Source organism: Virgibacillus sp. GM2-2, assembly GCF_055329585.1.
The window spans coordinates 136,281-152,979 of the sequence record NZ_JBUZWC010000004.1 but is presented as its reverse complement, the minus strand read 5'-3'; the positions used below and the strand labels follow the sequence as shown (position 1 = coordinate 152,979).

The following is a 16,699-nucleotide window of genomic DNA, read 5'->3' as shown; positions in this document are numbered from 1 at the left end:
GAAACGTATGTGATGGGAGTGGATCCAAGATGGCACAAAAAGTATTATTGTTTGGCGATATCGGAATTGATGATACCGTGGCTTTAATTTATGCTCATTTAAATGATCAAATCGAAGTTATTGGTGTTGTTGCGGATTACGGCAACGTTCCACGAGAAAAGGCTTTGGCTAACGTACGGTATATTCAACAACTCTTCGACATTCCAGATGAACTTGCAATTATTAGTGGTGCAGAGCTTCCGATGACTGGAGAAGTTCCAACGTTTTTTCCTGAAATACATGGAGAATATGGTCTTGGACCAATCATTCCACCAACTGCAGGTGAAAACTACGAAACAGAAAATTTTTTTGAGATAGTGAATATCATTGAAAAATATAAGGATGACAATCTAGTTATTGTGAATATTGGTAGACTCACATCTCTAGCTACCATGTTTATTTTGTATCAATCTTTAATGGAGGATATAAGCGGATTTTATATAATGGGCGGTGCCTTCTGGGTTCCTGGAAACGTGACAGCAGTTTCAGAAGCCAATTTTTATGCAGACCCGATTGCTGCAAAAATAGTGCTGGATTATGCCCACGATGTAACAATTATCCCACTTAACGTAACGCTTCAAGCTATTGTAACCCCGCAAATGGTAGATTACATTGCTAATGTCGGAGTAGCAAAAATAATTAAACCGTTAATTGATTATTACTACGATTACTATAAAAGCCGAAATCCCATGATTCAAGGGAGCCCCATGCACGATGTCCTAACATTGATGGCACCGATAAATGAAGATATGTTTACGTTTGATAGCCTTCCTGTAACGATCGTTCAGGCAAGAGAAGGTGTAGAACGTGGACAAAGCATTGCAGACATTAGACCGTTTGTGGTGGATACTGAACCTGTCGAGAAAAATATACGAATCGCTTTTGGTTTAGATTATCGAAAATTTTATCTTGAATTCATGTCGGTTATGACCGGGGAGGCTACATGAACCATAACCTCTTATAAATCTGATAAACTATAAGGGGAGGTGAGTACCCTGGATATTTTACAAGCAATTAAAGAAAGACGTTCGATACATAGCTTTACCAATGAGGAAGTACCACTGGACAGGCTTAAAGAAATTTTCACGTACGGGTCATATGCTCCGACACATTATATGAAAGAGCCATGGAACATTAAACTCTATCAGGGTAACGGGAAAATCCAATTTGTGGATGAAATTGTCACAAGCTACCAACGTATTGGTATGTTAAAAATGGATCAAGATCCTAAAACGGTAAAAATGACGCAATCCATGAAGGACTTTTTAATAAAAATTCCACATCATGCGCTAATTTATTATGAAATAGAATCTGACCCTGTGCGTGCGGAAGAAGAAAGTGCTGCAGTTGCTGCCTTTATTCAAAACGCTCAGCTTGCCGGGTGGGAGTTTGGTGTTGGTATGTTATGGACCATTACACCAAACATGCTTGATCATGGGTTTGTAGAGGCGATTGGATTAAATTCGGACAAGCATAAAATTGCCGCCGTGTTACAAATTGGCTATCCAAAAGCAATTCCAAAGAATAAGGGTAGAACACCGATTGAGGAGAAAATAGAAATAATAGAGGACAGTCCCTAACAAAATGGAGGTATAAAAATGAGCATCGATTACCAGAAAAGAATAACCATACTTCAACAAACATTACAGAAAAAAAGCCTAGATTTAGCACTTATTACTGCACCAGCAAATGTTTTTTATTATACCGGTTTTCATTCTGATCCACATGAACGATTTATGGCGCTAGCAGTGGATTGTCGGACCAAGGAATTAGCGCTGTTTGTTCCTGCTTTAGATAAAGAAATAGCTGATAACGAATCCAATGTAAAGAACATCATTCCCATTTCAGATGAAGAGGATCCATTCGCTAAGCTGCAAGATCATCTTGGTACGAATGTGAAAGGTATCGGGGTAGAGATGAATGTTGTCAGCATGTTTCGTCATAAACAATTACAAGGGGTTTTTCCAGAGGCTTCCTATGATGATATACAACCGGATATCAACAAACAGCGATTGAAAAAATCGAGAAGTGAAATCATTTACCTACAGGAGGCTGTAGATATCATTGAGAAGGTGTTAGAAGAGGGGATAAAACGCGTACGTATTGGAATGACAGAAGCCGAGTTATGCGCGGAGCTAGAATATCTGATGAAGAAATACGGTGCGGTTGGTCCATCTTTTTCAACGATTGTGCTTGCAGGTGAAAAAGCCGCATTACCACACGGAGTTCCTGGTGATCGCGCTTTTAAAAAAGGAGATTTCCTTTTAATTGATTTCGGCGTAATTACAAAACAAGGGTACTGCTCCGATACGACACGAACATTTATCATTGGAGAAGCTACAGAGAAGCAAAAGGCAATATACAATATCGTTTTACAATCCAATCAAGCTGGAATAGAAGCTGTCAAAATGGGCGAGCCACTTAAAAACTTTGATATTGCCGCAAGAAATGTAATAAAAGAAAACGGCTATGGAAGTTATTTCAATAACCGTGTAGGACATGGTTTAGGAATTGAAGTACATGAAGAACCATCTATTCATGAAAATAACGATCAACTAGCGGAAAGTGGTTTGTTCTTCACAATCGAACCTGGCATATATATTCCAGGTTATGGTGGAGTCCGTATTGAAGATGAGGTGTACATTAATGAAAACGGAGAAGCAGAAGTGCTGACTTCGTTTCCGAGAGATTTACAGATACTATAAAAGGACAGTTCTCCACCTTAATTGGTCGGGGAACTGTCCTTCGTTGTTATAATCGCCAGGAATACTGCACTAATGCCTGCTACCAATTTTCCTACAATCATGGCAAAAACTACTTCTTTATTGACTCCTGCAACAAACCCTAAATGGCTACCAAATACGAACGCCCCACTAACAGCGAAGGCGACATTCACGACTTTTCCTCGAGCGTCCATATGTTTTAACACAGTAAACATCGGAATGCTATGGGCTAAGGAAGCTACTAGTCCCGACGAGGAAGTGTCACTAATTCCTAACCTACCACCGATTTTCTCTAACGGTTTTTTGAATGCTTTCGAAATGAATAGTACCATGGGAAATGCCCCAGCAAGAAATACGGCAATCGTACCAACTATTTTGATTCCTTCCTCTAGTGGGGTTAGGTTTGGAATCACGATAATTCCGGTAAGTGTTTCAATAATCACTGCTGTTAGACCTATGATTGCTACAATTTCAATGCCTTTTCCAAAAATAGAAAATCCTACGATCATTTTGTTAGGAATCTTCCATAAGCCGACGGTAATTAGTAAGGAAAATATAAGCGGTATTATCAAGTTTTTTATAACCATGAATAGGTCTAAACCAGCGACTAGTCCACCTACAAAACAACCAATTGGTACCGTAATTAACCCTAGCAAAATCCCTTTTGCAAAATAAGGATGATCCTCTTTTTCAATAAGTCCAAGAGCGACGGGGATAGTGAAAACAATCGTTGGCCCCATCATCGTGCCTAAAAACACCCATGAAAAAAGAGCTGCATCAGGGCTTTGCGCCATTTCCTGAGCCAATGCATATCCGCCCATGTCAATTGCCAATATGGTGTTTGCGAAAGAGGAAGGATCTGCACCAATTGCTTCATAAATGGGTGAGATAATCGGCGTTATACCATTAGCAATAACAGGTGCCAATGAAATAATCCCAACCATTGCCAACGTCAGAGATCCCATTGTCATAAACCCATTAGTAAATCGCTCACCAAAACCAAATTTGTTTCCTATACATTTATCAATAGCTCCTAAACATAGGAACCCAACTACAATGAAAACAATAATATCGTTGATCCCCAAAGCGCATATCTCCATTCATCTAACGTATACTCACTGTAGAAAACCGCATGAAGCATCTTAATCTTCATGCGGTTTCAATAGGGTTAATCCCCGTAACTATTCTGTTTTTTCTTTCACAAATTGTACTACTTCATCAGCCGTGCCCATCGAAAGTAGTTCATCTTTATAGGACGCCATTTCTTTTTTGGACAATTCCCGTAGCTGCGTTCTAGCAGGTAGAATAGATATTGCACTCATGCTAAATTCGTCCAACCCAAGTCCAAGCAAAATCGGAATCGCGATTGGATCACCAGCCATCTCACCGCACATGCCAACCCATTTACCTTCACGATGAGCTGCTTCAATAACGTTGTGAACTAAATTTAAAATTGCAGGATGGTATGGCTGATACAAGTACGACACTTGTTCGTTCATCCGATCTGCAGCCATTGTATACTGAATTAAGTCATTTGTCCCGATACTAAAAAAGTCAACTTCCTTGGCAAACTGTCTTGCTGTGACAGCGGTTGATGGAATCTCTACCATGATTCCGACTTCAATACTATCCGAAATTTCTACACCTTCAGAAGCAAGCTTGTTTTGCTCCTCAACTAAAATTGCTTTCGCTTGACGGAACTCTTCCAACGTCGCAATCATTGGGAACATAATTTTTAAGTTTCCGTGGATACTTGCACGTAAGAGTGCGCGTAATTGCGTGCGGAAAATCGAATCGTTTTCTAGGCAAAAGCGAATTGCCCGGAATCCTAGAAATGGATTCATTTCTTTTGGTAAGTCTAAATAACTCAGCTCTTTGTCGCCACCAATATCTAACGTGCGTACGACTACAGGCTTGTCACCCATTTTTTCTAATACGGATTTGTACGCGTCAAACTGCTCGTCTTCAGTTGGAAGCTCGTTTTTACCCATGTATAAAAATTCAGTTCGATAAAGCCCGATTCCTTCGCCACCATTATTTAATACACCTTCGACATCTTCTGGTGTACCAATGTTAGCGGCGAGTTCCACGTGTTCACCATCTGATGTTACCGTTTCATCATCCTTTAGTTCTGCCCATTTTTCTTTTTGAGCTTCATGTTCTGCTTGTTTAGATTTATAGGTTGCTAGTTCGTCTTCACTTGGATTAACGACTACGATGCCATTCATTCCATCGACGATGACAATATCATCTTGTTGAATCGCTGTCGTGCATTCTTTCGTTCCTACAACAGCAGGGATCTCAAGTGACCTCGCCATAATCGCCGAGTGAGATGTACGACCACCGATGTCTGTCGCAAATCCTTTTACAAAATCCCGATTTAACTGTGCCGTATCGGAAGGTGTTAAATCGTGCGCAATTACGATAACTTCTTCATCAATCAATGCTGGGTCAGGAAACGTTACATCCAATAGATGCGCCATTACTCGTTTTGTAACATCTTGAATATCTGCAGCACGTTCGCGCATGTACGCATTATCCATGTTTTTGAACATATCGATAAACATATCCGCCGTTTCCTTTAACGCAGCTTCTGCCATTTCATTTTCAGAGGTAATTTTATCTTTTATCGGCTTGATTAGCTCTGGATCGCTTAACACAAGAAGATGTGCAGAAAAAATTTCCGCATGCTCGTCCCCGATTTCTTTCTTTGCATGCGCTTTAATTTTTTCGAGTTCTTTTCTCGATTGTTCTAATGCTTTATCTAATCGTTCAATTTCTTCATTCGGATTATCAATTGTTTTTTTATCAAAAGTTAAATCTGGTGTTACTAACTGATATGCTTTTGCTATCGCTATTCCACTAGAAGCGGCAATACCCTGAATTTGTTTCATAATTGATTTGTCCAACCCTTCAAAAAATAATACAATCTATTGTATATTTTACCTTTAAAAAGCTAGCTGTTTCAAGGGATTAAGCCTGCATATTACTGGAAAGCTTGATGTAATCGCTTACTTTATTTGTTTTTGAATCCAGTTAGAAATTTGCGAGAAAACTTCATCCTTATTCAATTCATTTAAAATTTCATGACGTCCGTCATGGAATAGCATCGTGATAATGTTTTCTAGACCAGCTTTTTCATATAAACGAGCTGCTTTCCAAACGCCTTTTCCATAGTCACCGACCGGATCAGCTTCTCCACTAGCAATCAACATGGGAAGATCTTTACGTATGGCTTCATTCCTCCGATGGTCCTGAATCATATCAATTCCATCCATTAAGTCATAATAGAAGCGGGCGGTAGAAACAAATCCACATAGAGGGTCATCTTTATATGTCTGTACGACATTTGGATCACGCGAAAGCCAGCTATGTGGGCTTTGGGAATCTCCAGTTCGTTTGTTATAGGAACCAAAAGTCAAAGCATTCATTAGCCTTGATTCTTCTTCTGGAGGTAAGACGGAAGCAACTTTTTTACCAGCCTGGGCTTTCAAAGTGGGTACAAAACCTGTACCAGAAAGAATAACTCCATCAATTTCCTGGCTGTATCGTTGGATATATGCACGCGCTAGAAAGGAGCCCATGCTATGCCCTAATAAAAATATCGGGGTGTCTGGATATTCTTTTTTTATTTCCATCGTTACTTCGTACATATCATTTGTTACTTTTTCAAACCCGTTTTCCTCAGCAAAGTAACCCAGTTGACCTTGCTTATTTCCTGTTTTTCCATGACCTCGGTGATCGTTACCAAATACCGCAAAGTTGTTTTCAACTAAATAGTCACAAAATGCATCATAGCGTTTTATATGTTCAGCCATACCATGTGCTAATTGAACAATAGCTTTTGGTTTTTTCTTTTCGTCAAACCACTTTCTAACATAAATTTCAACATCATCGTACATCGATAACCAAAATTCTTTTTCCATTATTCGATCATCCTTTTCAAGAAGCCTTTTTTTATATGATAAAGTGAAATATGTATTTCGTCCAAAATAAACTTGCTAAGTTAACAGAAATTATGCTAAAGTACAAGTAGGTATTTGTACGTTTTCAAATGGGGGTGTCGTCGTAGCATGGCAAATATAATAAATATTATTCTCGTAATAGATGCTATCGTTTTGATTGTATTAGTTGTTTTACAAAAAGGTAAAAGTGAAGGGCTTTCTGGAGCAATTTCCGGAGGTGCGGAACAATTATTTGGTAAACAAAAGGCCCGAGGTGTCGATTTAGTACTACACCGAGGCACTATAATTACTGGTACACTGTTTTTTGTTTTAGCATTCTTAAGTGCATATGTTTTACAATAGACAATAAAACCCTTATCACTTTTGTGGTAAGGGATTATTTATGTTTAGCATGTTTTTCATAGTATACGTAAAGTGCGAAATAAGCAGGGGGCTAGCGACTGCTTGGTATCGGACTGAGGATCCCTTATTTATCTTTTTTGTCTTTATTTTGAGGGTTAACGGACACACGATGCCTTATTCAGCTAAAAAACATGATTTTCACCTGTTTTTACCCAAATAAGGAATCCCGAGTCCGATAACAACAGCATTTACCCTTATTTTACCCAAATAAGGGATTGTGTGTCCGCTAGCTGACTTTCTGCATGCAATTTTTCCAGTACGGTGTCCGCTTAATTGAAACCTCCTGCGATTGCATTTCAATATTTCAGTATCAATCGGCAAGTGTTGCATACATGCGTTTTCACTAGTTCACAGTTTACATTTATTCCATAACCAAATTTACAAAAAAAGAAATGTTTAACGAACACTTCATAGGAGAACATGAAATAAAGGAGAATTATGATTATGAAAATAAAACAACCACAACCATTTACATTTGAATCAGGAAAAAGAGCTGTTCTATTGCTTCATGGCTTTACTGGACATACAGCAGATGTTCGGATGCTGGGTCGATTTTTAGAAAAGAATGGCTATACGTGTCACGCACCAATTTACCGTGGTCATGGTCGACCACCAGAAGAACTTGTCGATACCACCCCAGATCAATGGTGGGAAGATGTCAAAAATGCTTACAATCATTTAAAAGAGTTGGGTCATACGGAAATTGCCGTTATTGGGTTATCTTTAGGCGGTGTGTTAGGTTTACGATTAACATATTCGGAAAAAGTAAAAGGTATCATCCCAATGTGTGCACCAATGTTTTTTGACAATGAAACGCAGCTAACAAAAGGGTTTAAGACATTTTCTAAAGAATATAAGCAGTTAGAAGGCAAAAATGATGATACAATAGAGGAAGAAATTAACATTCTGATGGATGATTCTGCGTCGTTGTTTGAACAATTAGGGAAACTCATCATGGATGTGAAAGAAAATGTGGATACGATTTACACACCAGCTTTTGTGGTACAAGCTAGAAATGATGAGATGATTAACACCGAGAGTGCCAATTATATTTATGATAATATCGAATCCGATCAGAAGGATATCAAATGGTACGAAGAATCTAGCCACGTAATTACACTTGATAAGGAAAAAGATAAACTTCACGAAGATATTTTAAGCTTTTTAGAAGGGTTAGATTGGGAAGAATAAGATGATAAGTTTTTTTTAAAAGGGTAACAATACTATAGAAAGAAGGTGAACAAATGAAAGATACTATTAAAGAAGAATTACGCAATTATTTTAAAGAAAATAATACGAAACCACTTGCAGTTGATGAACTCAAAGAAATTTTAACTATTACGGAGACGGAGGACTTTAAGAACCTTGTCATATCATTGAATGAGCTAGAAGAAAACGGTGAGCTTGTTCGTACAAGAAAAAACAGATTCGGATTACCAGAGAAAATGAATCTTGTTAAAGGGCGCATCCAAATGCATGCAAAAGGATTTGCATTTTTACTACCGGAAATGGAAGGGCAATCAGATGTGTATATACATCATTCTGACCTAGCTTCTGCGATGAACAATGACACCGTATTAGTTCGTTTGGATAAAAAGGATGAGGATGGTAACCGGCCTGAAGGGACTGTTATTCGTATCGTTGAACGTGCTGTTCATCAGGTAATTGGTACATTTGAAGATAATCGTTCATTTGGGTTTGTCATTGCCGACGATAAGCGAATTCCGAATGATATTTTTGTACCGAAAAGTGCAACCAAAGGAGCGGTTAGTGGGCATAAGGTTATTGCTCAAATCACGAAGTATCCGGAAGGTAGAAAGAGTGCAGAAGGTGAAATTATTCAAATCCTTGGTCATAAAAATGATCCAGGAATTGATATCATTTCGATTATTTATAAGCACGGAATAACAATTGATTTTCCAGATGAAGTATTAGATCAAGCTGAAAATACACCTGATACAATTAATGAAGATGAACTAAAAAATCGTAAAGATCTACGTGAACAGGTAACGGTTACGATTGATGGAGCCGATGCAAAGGATCTAGATGATGCCGTATCAGTTGAAAAACTCAGCAATGGAAATTATAAGCTTGGTGTTTATATCGCTGATGTTAGTTACTACATCGGAAAAGATACACCTATGGATAAAGAGGCCCTTGAACGTGGTACAAGTGTATACTTAGTCGATCGTGTTATTCCTATGATTCCTCATAGGTTATCAAATGGTATTTGTTCCTTGAACCCACAAGTTGATCGACTAACACTTGGCTGTGAAATGGAGATTAATGCAGCTGGAGAAGTTGTGAATCATTCGATTTTCCAAAGTGTTATTCGGACGAATGAACGAATGACCTATAGTGACGTGAATAAGATTTTAGTGGAAAAGGATGAGTCGTTACGAGACCGCTATGAACCACTAGTTCCAATGTTTGAACAAATGGAAGAACTTGCTTCGATTTTACGTGGGAAAAGAGCGAAGCGTGGCGCAATTGACTTTGACTTTAAAGAAGCTAAGGTATTGGTTGATGAAGAAGGAAAAGCTACTGACGTGGTCATTCGAGAACGTGGCGTTGCAGAACGATTAATCGAGGAATTTATGCTTGCAGCGAATGAAACAGTCGCTGAGCATTTTCATTGGATGGACGTGCCATTTATTCACCGAATTCATGAGGATCCAAATGAATCAAAACTACAGCATTTCTTTGAATTTATCGGAGGGCTTGGACTACGTGTGAAAGGCACAGCAAATGAGATACATCCCCAGGCATTACAAAAGATTTTGGAAGACGTGAAGGACAGACCGGAAGAAATGATTATTTCTAAGTTAATGTTGCGTTCCATGCAACAAGCGAAATACGATCCAACAAGTGTTGGTCATTTTGGTCTAGCAACCGATTTCTATACGCATTTTACGTCACCAATTCGACGGTATCCGGATTTAATTGTTCATCGGTTAATCCGAACGTATTTAATTGAGAAAAAAATGGACAACGAAACAATCCAAAAGTGGAAGGAAAGTTTGCCGGAAATCGCTAGACATACGTCAGGAAAAGAACGGACTGCTGTTGATGCAGAACGTGAAACCGATGATCTGAAAAAAGCAGAATACATGGAAGATAAAATTGGAGAAGTTTTCAGTGGTGTTATTAGTTCGGTTACAAACTTTGGGTTGTTTGTCGAGCTTGAAAACACAGTGGAAGGTCTCGTGCATGTTAGTCAGTTAACGGATGACTATTATCACTATGATGAACGACATTACGCTATGATAGGTGAACGTACCGGTAATGTTTATCGGATCGGCGATAAAGTTGATGTACGTGTAATTGCGGTAAATCTAGACGAACGAGTAGTAGATTTTGAAATGGCTACGAGCTCGAGAAAGAAAAAGAAACAAAAAAGTGGGTAACACTAAATAAATAGTAATAATACGTTAGACTAATCCAGTTTATAATAAATTGAACTGGATTAGTCTTTTTTCATTTGTCGAAAATAATCAATAAAAAATAATTGCAATTTGTTAGCTTATGGAATAAAGTATAACTATCTATAAAAAAGTTTACCAAAGGAAAAATAAATTAACTTGTACAACAAAGAGGGGAAAAACTATGTCAGAAGAGGTTATGTTGGCATTCCTATTCACATTATTGGCTGGATTGGCTACTGGAATAGGGAGTGTTCTAGCGTTTTTTACAAAAACAACAAACACTAAATTTTTATCATTTGCGTTAGGGTTTTCTGCTGGGGTAATGATTTATGTATCCATGATTGAGATTTTTGTAAAAGCACAGGATGCCTTAATTGGAGAACTAGGAAAAGTTGGGGGAAGCTGGTTAACGGTCGGATCATTTTTCGCAGGGATTGCATTGATTGCCCTAATTGACCGATTTGTACCAAAACAATCCAATCCACATGAGCTAAAGAAAGTAGAAGATATGAAAATGCCTGGTAAAGTCGTCAATAGTCCTGAACTTTTAAAAATGGGGACTTTTACAGCTTTGGCAATTGGTATTCATAACTTTCCAGAGGGGATTGCAACTTTCACCGCAACACTTCAAGATCCACAAATCGGTTTTGCAATCGCAGTTGCGATAGCTATTCACAACATACCAGAAGGAATTGCTGTATCAGTGCCAATTTATTACGCGACGAATGATAAGAAAAAAGCATTTAAACTTTCTTTCTTATCAGGATTATCGGAGCCAATTGGAGCTGTACTTGCATTCTTAATTTTAATGCCGTTTTTAACCGATGTAATGTTTGGAGTCATCTTTGCTGGGGTAGCAGGTATTATGGTGTTTATTTCACTTGATGAATTGTTACCAGCTGCGAAAAAGTATGATGAGGCACATACTTCTATTTACGGTCTAGTTGGTGGAATGGCATTAATGGCGGTAAGCTTACTGTTATTTATTTAGCTGCTTCTATTAATTGGAATTAACGTTCATTCTTTGATAAAATAAGTTCCACGGAAGCAGTAGGAGGAAGTTTTATGCCAAAAGGACTCGGTAAGACACTTGCACAAAATAAAAAAGCAAGACACGATTATTTTATCGAAGAAACATACGAAGCGGGGATCGTTCTCCAAGGTACGGAAATAAAATCAATTAGGGCTGGACGCGTCAATCTAAAGGATTCACACGCACGAATTGATAAAGGGGAAGTAAAGCTGATCAACTTGCACATATCAACGTATGAGCAGGGGAACAGATTTAATCACGACCCAACACGAACCCGGAAATTGTTGTTACACCGAAAAGAAATTGATAAATTAATCGGAAAAACGCAACAACAAGGATACGCTTTAGTACCATTAAAAATCTATATTAAAAATGGTTATGCAAAAGTGTTGATTGGCCTTGGAAGAGGGAAGAAGAAATACGACAAGCGAGAAGATTTAAAACAAAAACAAATGAAGCGTGATATTGATCGAGCAATGAAAGATGCAGGTAGGTAAAAAGACCTAGTAACGGGTTGCATTTTTCAATGAGTATGCTATAATGATGAATGTAGTAACAATGAATGGTAATACAATTTAATAAATGCTCAGTTTTATCCGAGCGTTTCTCTTACATGGGGACGTTTAGGATTCGACAGGGGTAGATTGAGCTCAGGTTGCGCGTCGAGGTTACGGCTCGTAAAACGTTACTTGCCTAAATATAACTGGCAAAACTAACAATCAACCTGCTTTAGCAGCTGCGTAAGTAGTACTAAAGCGATCCTTCCTGCATTCGCCCGTGATGCAGATCGAAGGGTCTCAAATGAAGCGGGCTATACTGCCATCCACCGTCTGAGGATGGTAGTTGAAACCAATCAGACTAGCATCATGGAAGCCTGTTGGTAGGCCGAAATGATTGTGAATGATAATATACCAACTACACGCGTAGAAGCCTGAGTGGCAATATCTCTGGACGTGGGTTCGATTCCCACCGTCTCCACCAATACATATGTTGGTGGTTTTTTTGTGTATAAAATTCTTAATAATTTTTGTTGACATTAAAATTTTACATACTATAATATGAACATATGCTAATATATACACATACAATACATAAAAACATAATACAAAGCAGAAATGAGGGAGCACAATGGAAGAAAATAATGAAAATACAACGAAAAAAGATTTAGACGAAGAAACATTATTTGTTGTATCACAAACGTTTAAAGCATTAGGTGATCCAACAAGAATCCGTATTCTCCATTTACTTTTTCAGAACGAATACTCGGTAAATGATATTGTAGAGAGTTTGCATTTAAGACAATCCACCGTTTCTCATCAATTACGTTTTTTAAAAAATTTACGACTGGTAAAGTATCGGCGAGAAGGCACGACATTGTTTTACTCGCATGATGATGAGCACGTAATGAATATGTTAAAGCAAACAATCGATCATGCTTGTCATAATTAAGTCTAGGTAACAAATAATAAGAAATACTATTTTACGCAATAAATATTGTTATATGAGCATGTAAGAATATAACGTGAAAGGGAGGTAGTGAAATTATGGGACATGATCATGGACATGACCATACGCACGGTGCAAATAAAAAAGCATTATTTATTAGTTTTATTATTATTACTGCTTATATGATCGTTGAGGCGATAGGTGGCTTTTTGACTAATAGCCTTGCTTTATTGTCTGATGCAGGTCATATGTTAAGTGACTCCATATCATTAGGGGTCGGTGTATTAGCCTTTACATTAGGGGAAAAAGTAGCAAATTACAGCAAAACATATGGATACAAGCGATTTGAAATACTGGCAGCTTTTTTTAATGGAATAACGCTGGTATTAATTTCACTCTATATATTTTATGAAGCATATCATCGATTTACCGAACCTCCTGAAGTCGCATCAACAGGAATGTTAGTAATTGCTTCAATTGGACTAATAGTAAATATAGTTGTAGCATGGATGCTAATGCGTGGTGATACAAAAGAAAATCTAAATTTACGTGCAGCTTTCTTGCACGTGTTGGGCGATTTATTAGGGTCTGTTGGAGCAATTGTTGCTGCATTGTTCATTATGTTTTTCAATTGGGGATGGGCCGATCCACTCGCTAGTGTTATTGTTGCTTTACTTGTATTAGTAAGTGGATGGAGAGTAACCAAAGACGCTATCCATGTGTTGATGGAAGGTACACCTAAAAACATTGAGCTTGATGATATAATTCAAACGATGGAAAACGTACATGGTGTTGTTAGTATTCATGATCTGCATGTTTGGAGTATTACAAGTGGCCAGAATGCGCTTTCCTGCCATGCGGTAGTAGATGGTGACATAACGGTACATGAAAGTCAAAAGTTGTTGCGAACAGTTGAGCACGAATTACAATCAAAAGGCATCGGCCATGTGACGATTCAGATGGAAAATAGCGATCATCCACATGAAGATTCTTTAATGTGCCAGTATGATCAGGATTCTACCGTTCATCAACACAGTCATTAGAACTTATTGGAAAATGCATCCCCTATGATTTTTTCAGACATTCTCGAGAATAATAAAAAAGGGGAGGTGTTGATGTGGCTAAAGATGTCCTATGTGAAGTAAATAACTGCACATATTGGGGTGACGGCAATGTCTGTAATGCCGACCGAATATATGTAGTTACCCACAAAAATTCAAAGGCAAAAACTACAGAAGAAACAGATTGTAAAACGTTTGAAGCAAGAAGTTAACTAAATCCTTTCAATAAAAGTAACCATGAATACAAAAAATGTATTCATGGTTTTTAAAATTATTAAGTCCGATATCTTTGCACCCAACTAAGTTAGTGTTATATTTTCCATGTGCGTTTATTTACATCAAGGTGGTGCAGTGCATTTGATAAGGACCAAATTTTTCCAGAAGTTTTATTATGGTTGGTTTATTGTATTTATAGCTGGGTTAGGGGTATTTTTCTCCGGTCCAGGTCAAACATACTCTAATTCAGTATTTATAAATGAGTACATAAGGGAATTCGGTTGGTCACGTTCTGAGGTGTCTGGTTTATACTCTGCGGCTACCTTGGTTGCCGGATTAATCATGATTTTTATTGGAAGGTTTATTGATCGATTTGGACAACGAACGATGATGGTCTTGATTGGAACAATGTTTGGGTTTGCATGTTTTTTTAATAGTATGGTATCTAGTATGTGGATGCTTGGCACTGGATTTTTCCTAATTCGTTTGTTAGGACAGGGAAGTATGTCGCTTATTCCTAATACATTAGTCGCTCAATGGTTTATTAAAAAAAGGGGATTAGCATTCAGTATTATGACATTAGGAAGCTTTGCGAGTGCTATGTCCTTTCCTATTATTAACACTTGGCTAATTGACACGTGGAATTGGGAGTCTGCTTGGAGGTTCTGGGGGATTCTGCTACTAGTTGTGTTTGTGCCTGTTGCTCTTTTTGGTGTACGTAATAAACCAGAAGATATAGGTTTAGAACCAGATGGATTTTCCGGAAACCAGGATAGAACAGTGAAGTCAGTTTTAGGGACAACTCCTATTCAAGAATCTGATCAAGACTGGACGCTAAGTGAAGCAATGAAAACGAAAGCCTTTTGGGCAATTCTGATTTGTGTTGGGATCCCAGCGATGGTTAATACAGGAATAACGTTTCATATTATATCGATTTTTGGTACAAATAAGCTATCCCCAGAATCAGCTGCAATGGTATTAAGCTTGATGGCTGTGGTTGGTATTCCGATGTCATTTGTTTCGGGTTATATAACGGAAAAAGTTAAAACAAATTATTTACTGGTAACGATATTTGTCATTGAATTAATATTATTATTAATGCTATTGGTGACAACAAGTCTCTTAATGGCCATACTATTTGGTATCCTCTGGGGAATAGCCAATGGATTTGAACGCATAGGCTTAAATGTTATTTGGCCGAATTATTTTGGAAGGAAATATATAGGCAGTATTAATGGCGTTGGAGTAACAATGGGAGTACTCGGTTCCGCTTTTGGACCGCTTCCATTCGGAGTCGGCTATGATATCTTCCATAGCTATACCCCAATCTTATTAGTTACTCTCATATTCCCATTAATCGGAATTATTTGCTCATTGATTGCTAAAAAGCCTAACAAAGCTAAGTTGGTTAGTAATTAAATGGTAGAGAACATACAATACTAAAAACTTGAGAAGTGATAATCCAATTAGTTGAGTCAAGAATTTACAATACATTATACTGAAGCTGAAAGGTGGGATATCATGCTACTTGAAAAAATGCCGAATGTTGTATTTTCAGATCTAAAAGGTAAAAATGTGTCCATTGGAAATGATTATCGTGGAAAAAACGTGTTAATTTTTATGTGGGCATCGTGGTGACGTTGTAGAGAACAACTGCCTGGATGGCAGGAATTTTATGAAAAACATAAAGATGACAACTTTGAACTTTTATCAGTATCAGTTGATATTCAAGGTGCAGAAGTAGTGAAGCCTTATGCAAAAGATACGCCATTTAAAACTGTCGTCGATACTGAAAATAAGCTTGCAAATCTATTTGGATTTAAAGTAGTACCAAATGGTATTTTTGTTGATAAGGATGGGACAATTCGTCTTATCAAACAAGGTTTCCATGTGACGAAGGATGAACATGTTGAATCGATAAGAAAATTAATTGCCGAAGAAGTAGAAAAGGTGGAGCTAGAAGATACGTATTATAATCCATCTGATGCTACAAATGATGTTGAAAAGATGTTAGCTCAAACAAAATATAAATTGGGTATGGAATATGCTAACAATGGCAAAAAGGAAGAAGCGCTAAAAGAGCTAGATGAAGCGTTACTTCTTGACACAGATAACTTTTTAATTCGAAAGCAGCGTTGGTACATCCGACATCCGGAAAAATTCTCACCGACTATTGATATAGAATGGCAGCAAAAGCAATTAGAGATAGAAAAGGCTGAAGAAGCAAAACGAAAAGGTGAGCAGATCTGTGGTCCTGAAGGCTGTGTTATACCGGGAACAATGAAAGAATATGAGAGATAAACAAATTATTTTACCTACCGTGTAATTCATAATAAACTTAAAAAGTGAAACAATATATTCAAGAGGAGGCTTAACATGGCTGAAACCA

General features: G+C 37.8%; 16 protein-coding genes and 1 other RNA gene. 14 read left to right on the top strand and 3 right to left on the bottom strand.

The genetic code is table 11. From position 1 onward, the window contains the following. Nucleotides 1-29: 29 nt before the first annotated feature. From ACY9Z2_RS07205 to ACY9Z2_RS07195, 3 genes are read left to right on the top strand one after another with little or no spacing between them, the layout of a single operon-like run. Nucleotides 30-986 carry a nucleoside hydrolase gene (locus ACY9Z2_RS07205; protein WP_463608942.1) on the top strand — a complete coding sequence of 319 codons (957 nt, stop codon included), beginning with the start codon at nucleotides 30-32 and terminating at the stop codon, nucleotides 984-986. A 39-nt stretch (nucleotides 987-1,025) separates the two neighbouring features. After that, nucleotides 1,026-1,619 (top strand): nitroreductase family protein, encoded by a 594-nt coding sequence (locus tag ACY9Z2_RS07200; protein ID WP_463608941.1) that lies wholly within the window; start codon nucleotides 1,026-1,028, stop codon nucleotides 1,617-1,619. 18 nt (nucleotides 1,620-1,637) lie between these two features. Continuing rightward, nucleotides 1,638-2,744 (top strand): M24 family metallopeptidase, encoded by a 1,107-nt coding sequence (locus ACY9Z2_RS07195; protein ID WP_463608940.1) that lies wholly within the window; start codon nucleotides 1,638-1,640, stop codon nucleotides 2,742-2,744. 17 nt (nucleotides 2,745-2,761) lie between these two features. On the opposite strand, the gene eutH is transcribed toward ACY9Z2_RS07195, so the two are convergent. From eutH to ACY9Z2_RS07180, 3 genes are all read right to left on the bottom strand, one after another. Continuing rightward, nucleotides 2,762-3,847 (bottom strand): ethanolamine utilization protein EutH, encoded by a 1,086-nt coding sequence (eutH, locus tag ACY9Z2_RS07190; protein ID WP_463608939.1) that lies wholly within the window; start codon nucleotides 3,845-3,847, stop codon nucleotides 2,762-2,764. A 96-nt stretch (nucleotides 3,848-3,943) separates the two neighbouring features. After that, a complete protein-coding gene (gene ptsP / locus ACY9Z2_RS07185; protein WP_463608938.1) occupies nucleotides 3,944-5,656 on the bottom strand; it encodes a phosphoenolpyruvate--protein phosphotransferase in 1,713 nt (570 codons plus the stop codon). A gap of 117 nt (nucleotides 5,657-5,773) precedes the next feature. Further along, nucleotides 5,774-6,688: an alpha/beta hydrolase gene (locus ACY9Z2_RS07180; protein WP_463608937.1), complete on the bottom strand. Its 915-nt coding sequence runs from the start codon at nucleotides 6,686-6,688 to the stop codon at nucleotides 5,774-5,776. Between the two features lie 147 nt (nucleotides 6,689-6,835). Here ACY9Z2_RS07180 and secG point away from each other — a divergent pair, with 147 nt between their 5' ends. The 11 genes from secG (at nucleotide 6,836) to ACY9Z2_RS07125 (ending at nucleotide 16,611) form a co-directional block, all read left to right on the top strand. Next, on the top strand, nucleotides 6,836-7,069 hold the full coding sequence (gene secG, locus ACY9Z2_RS07175) for a preprotein translocase subunit SecG (protein ID WP_463608936.1): 234 nt from the start codon (nucleotides 6,836-6,838) through the stop codon (nucleotides 7,067-7,069). Nucleotides 7,070-7,573: 504 nt separating this feature from the next. Then, nucleotides 7,574-8,320, top strand: a complete 747-nt coding sequence (locus ACY9Z2_RS07170; protein ID WP_463608935.1) for an alpha/beta hydrolase — start codon at nucleotides 7,574-7,576, stop codon at nucleotides 8,318-8,320. A 53-nt stretch (nucleotides 8,321-8,373) separates the two neighbouring features. Next, nucleotides 8,374-10,536: a ribonuclease R gene (rnr, locus tag ACY9Z2_RS07165; RefSeq protein ID WP_463608934.1), complete on the top strand. Its 2,163-nt coding sequence runs from the start codon at nucleotides 8,374-8,376 to the stop codon at nucleotides 10,534-10,536. 199 nt (nucleotides 10,537-10,735) lie between these two features. Continuing rightward, complete coding sequence (zupT, locus tag ACY9Z2_RS07160) at nucleotides 10,736-11,545, top strand: zinc transporter ZupT (protein ID WP_463608933.1); 810 nt, start codon at nucleotides 10,736-10,738, stop codon at nucleotides 11,543-11,545. Between the two features lie 74 nt (nucleotides 11,546-11,619). Continuing rightward, nucleotides 11,620-12,084 carry an SsrA-binding protein SmpB gene (gene smpB / locus ACY9Z2_RS07155; RefSeq protein ID WP_463608932.1) on the top strand — a complete coding sequence of 155 codons (465 nt, stop codon included), beginning with the start codon at nucleotides 11,620-11,622 and terminating at the stop codon, nucleotides 12,082-12,084. Nucleotides 12,085-12,202: 118 nt separating this feature from the next. Then, nucleotides 12,203-12,568: a transfer-messenger RNA gene (gene ssrA / locus ACY9Z2_RS07150) on the top strand. Nucleotides 12,569-12,715: 147 nt separating this feature from the next. Then, nucleotides 12,716-13,036, top strand: a complete 321-nt coding sequence (locus ACY9Z2_RS07145) for an ArsR/SmtB family transcription factor (RefSeq protein ID WP_463608931.1) — start codon at nucleotides 12,716-12,718, stop codon at nucleotides 13,034-13,036. Nucleotides 13,037-13,131: 95 nt separating this feature from the next. Further along, on the top strand, nucleotides 13,132-14,076 hold the full coding sequence (locus ACY9Z2_RS07140) for a cation diffusion facilitator family transporter (protein ID WP_463608930.1): 945 nt from the start codon (nucleotides 13,132-13,134) through the stop codon (nucleotides 14,074-14,076). Nucleotides 14,077-14,150: 74 nt separating this feature from the next. Continuing rightward, a complete protein-coding gene (locus ACY9Z2_RS07135; protein WP_463608929.1) occupies nucleotides 14,151-14,306 on the top strand; it encodes a DUF1540 domain-containing protein in 156 nt (51 codons plus the stop codon). A 109-nt stretch (nucleotides 14,307-14,415) separates the two neighbouring features. After that, nucleotides 14,416-15,729: an MFS transporter gene (locus tag ACY9Z2_RS07130; RefSeq protein WP_463608928.1), complete on the top strand. Its 1,314-nt coding sequence runs from the start codon at nucleotides 14,416-14,418 to the stop codon at nucleotides 15,727-15,729. A 234-nt stretch (nucleotides 15,730-15,963) separates the two neighbouring features. Further along, nucleotides 15,964-16,611 carry a thioredoxin family protein gene (locus ACY9Z2_RS07125; protein WP_463609029.1) on the top strand — a complete coding sequence of 216 codons (648 nt, stop codon included), beginning with the start codon at nucleotides 15,964-15,966 and terminating at the stop codon, nucleotides 16,609-16,611. Nucleotides 16,612-16,699 lie beyond the last annotated feature (88 nt).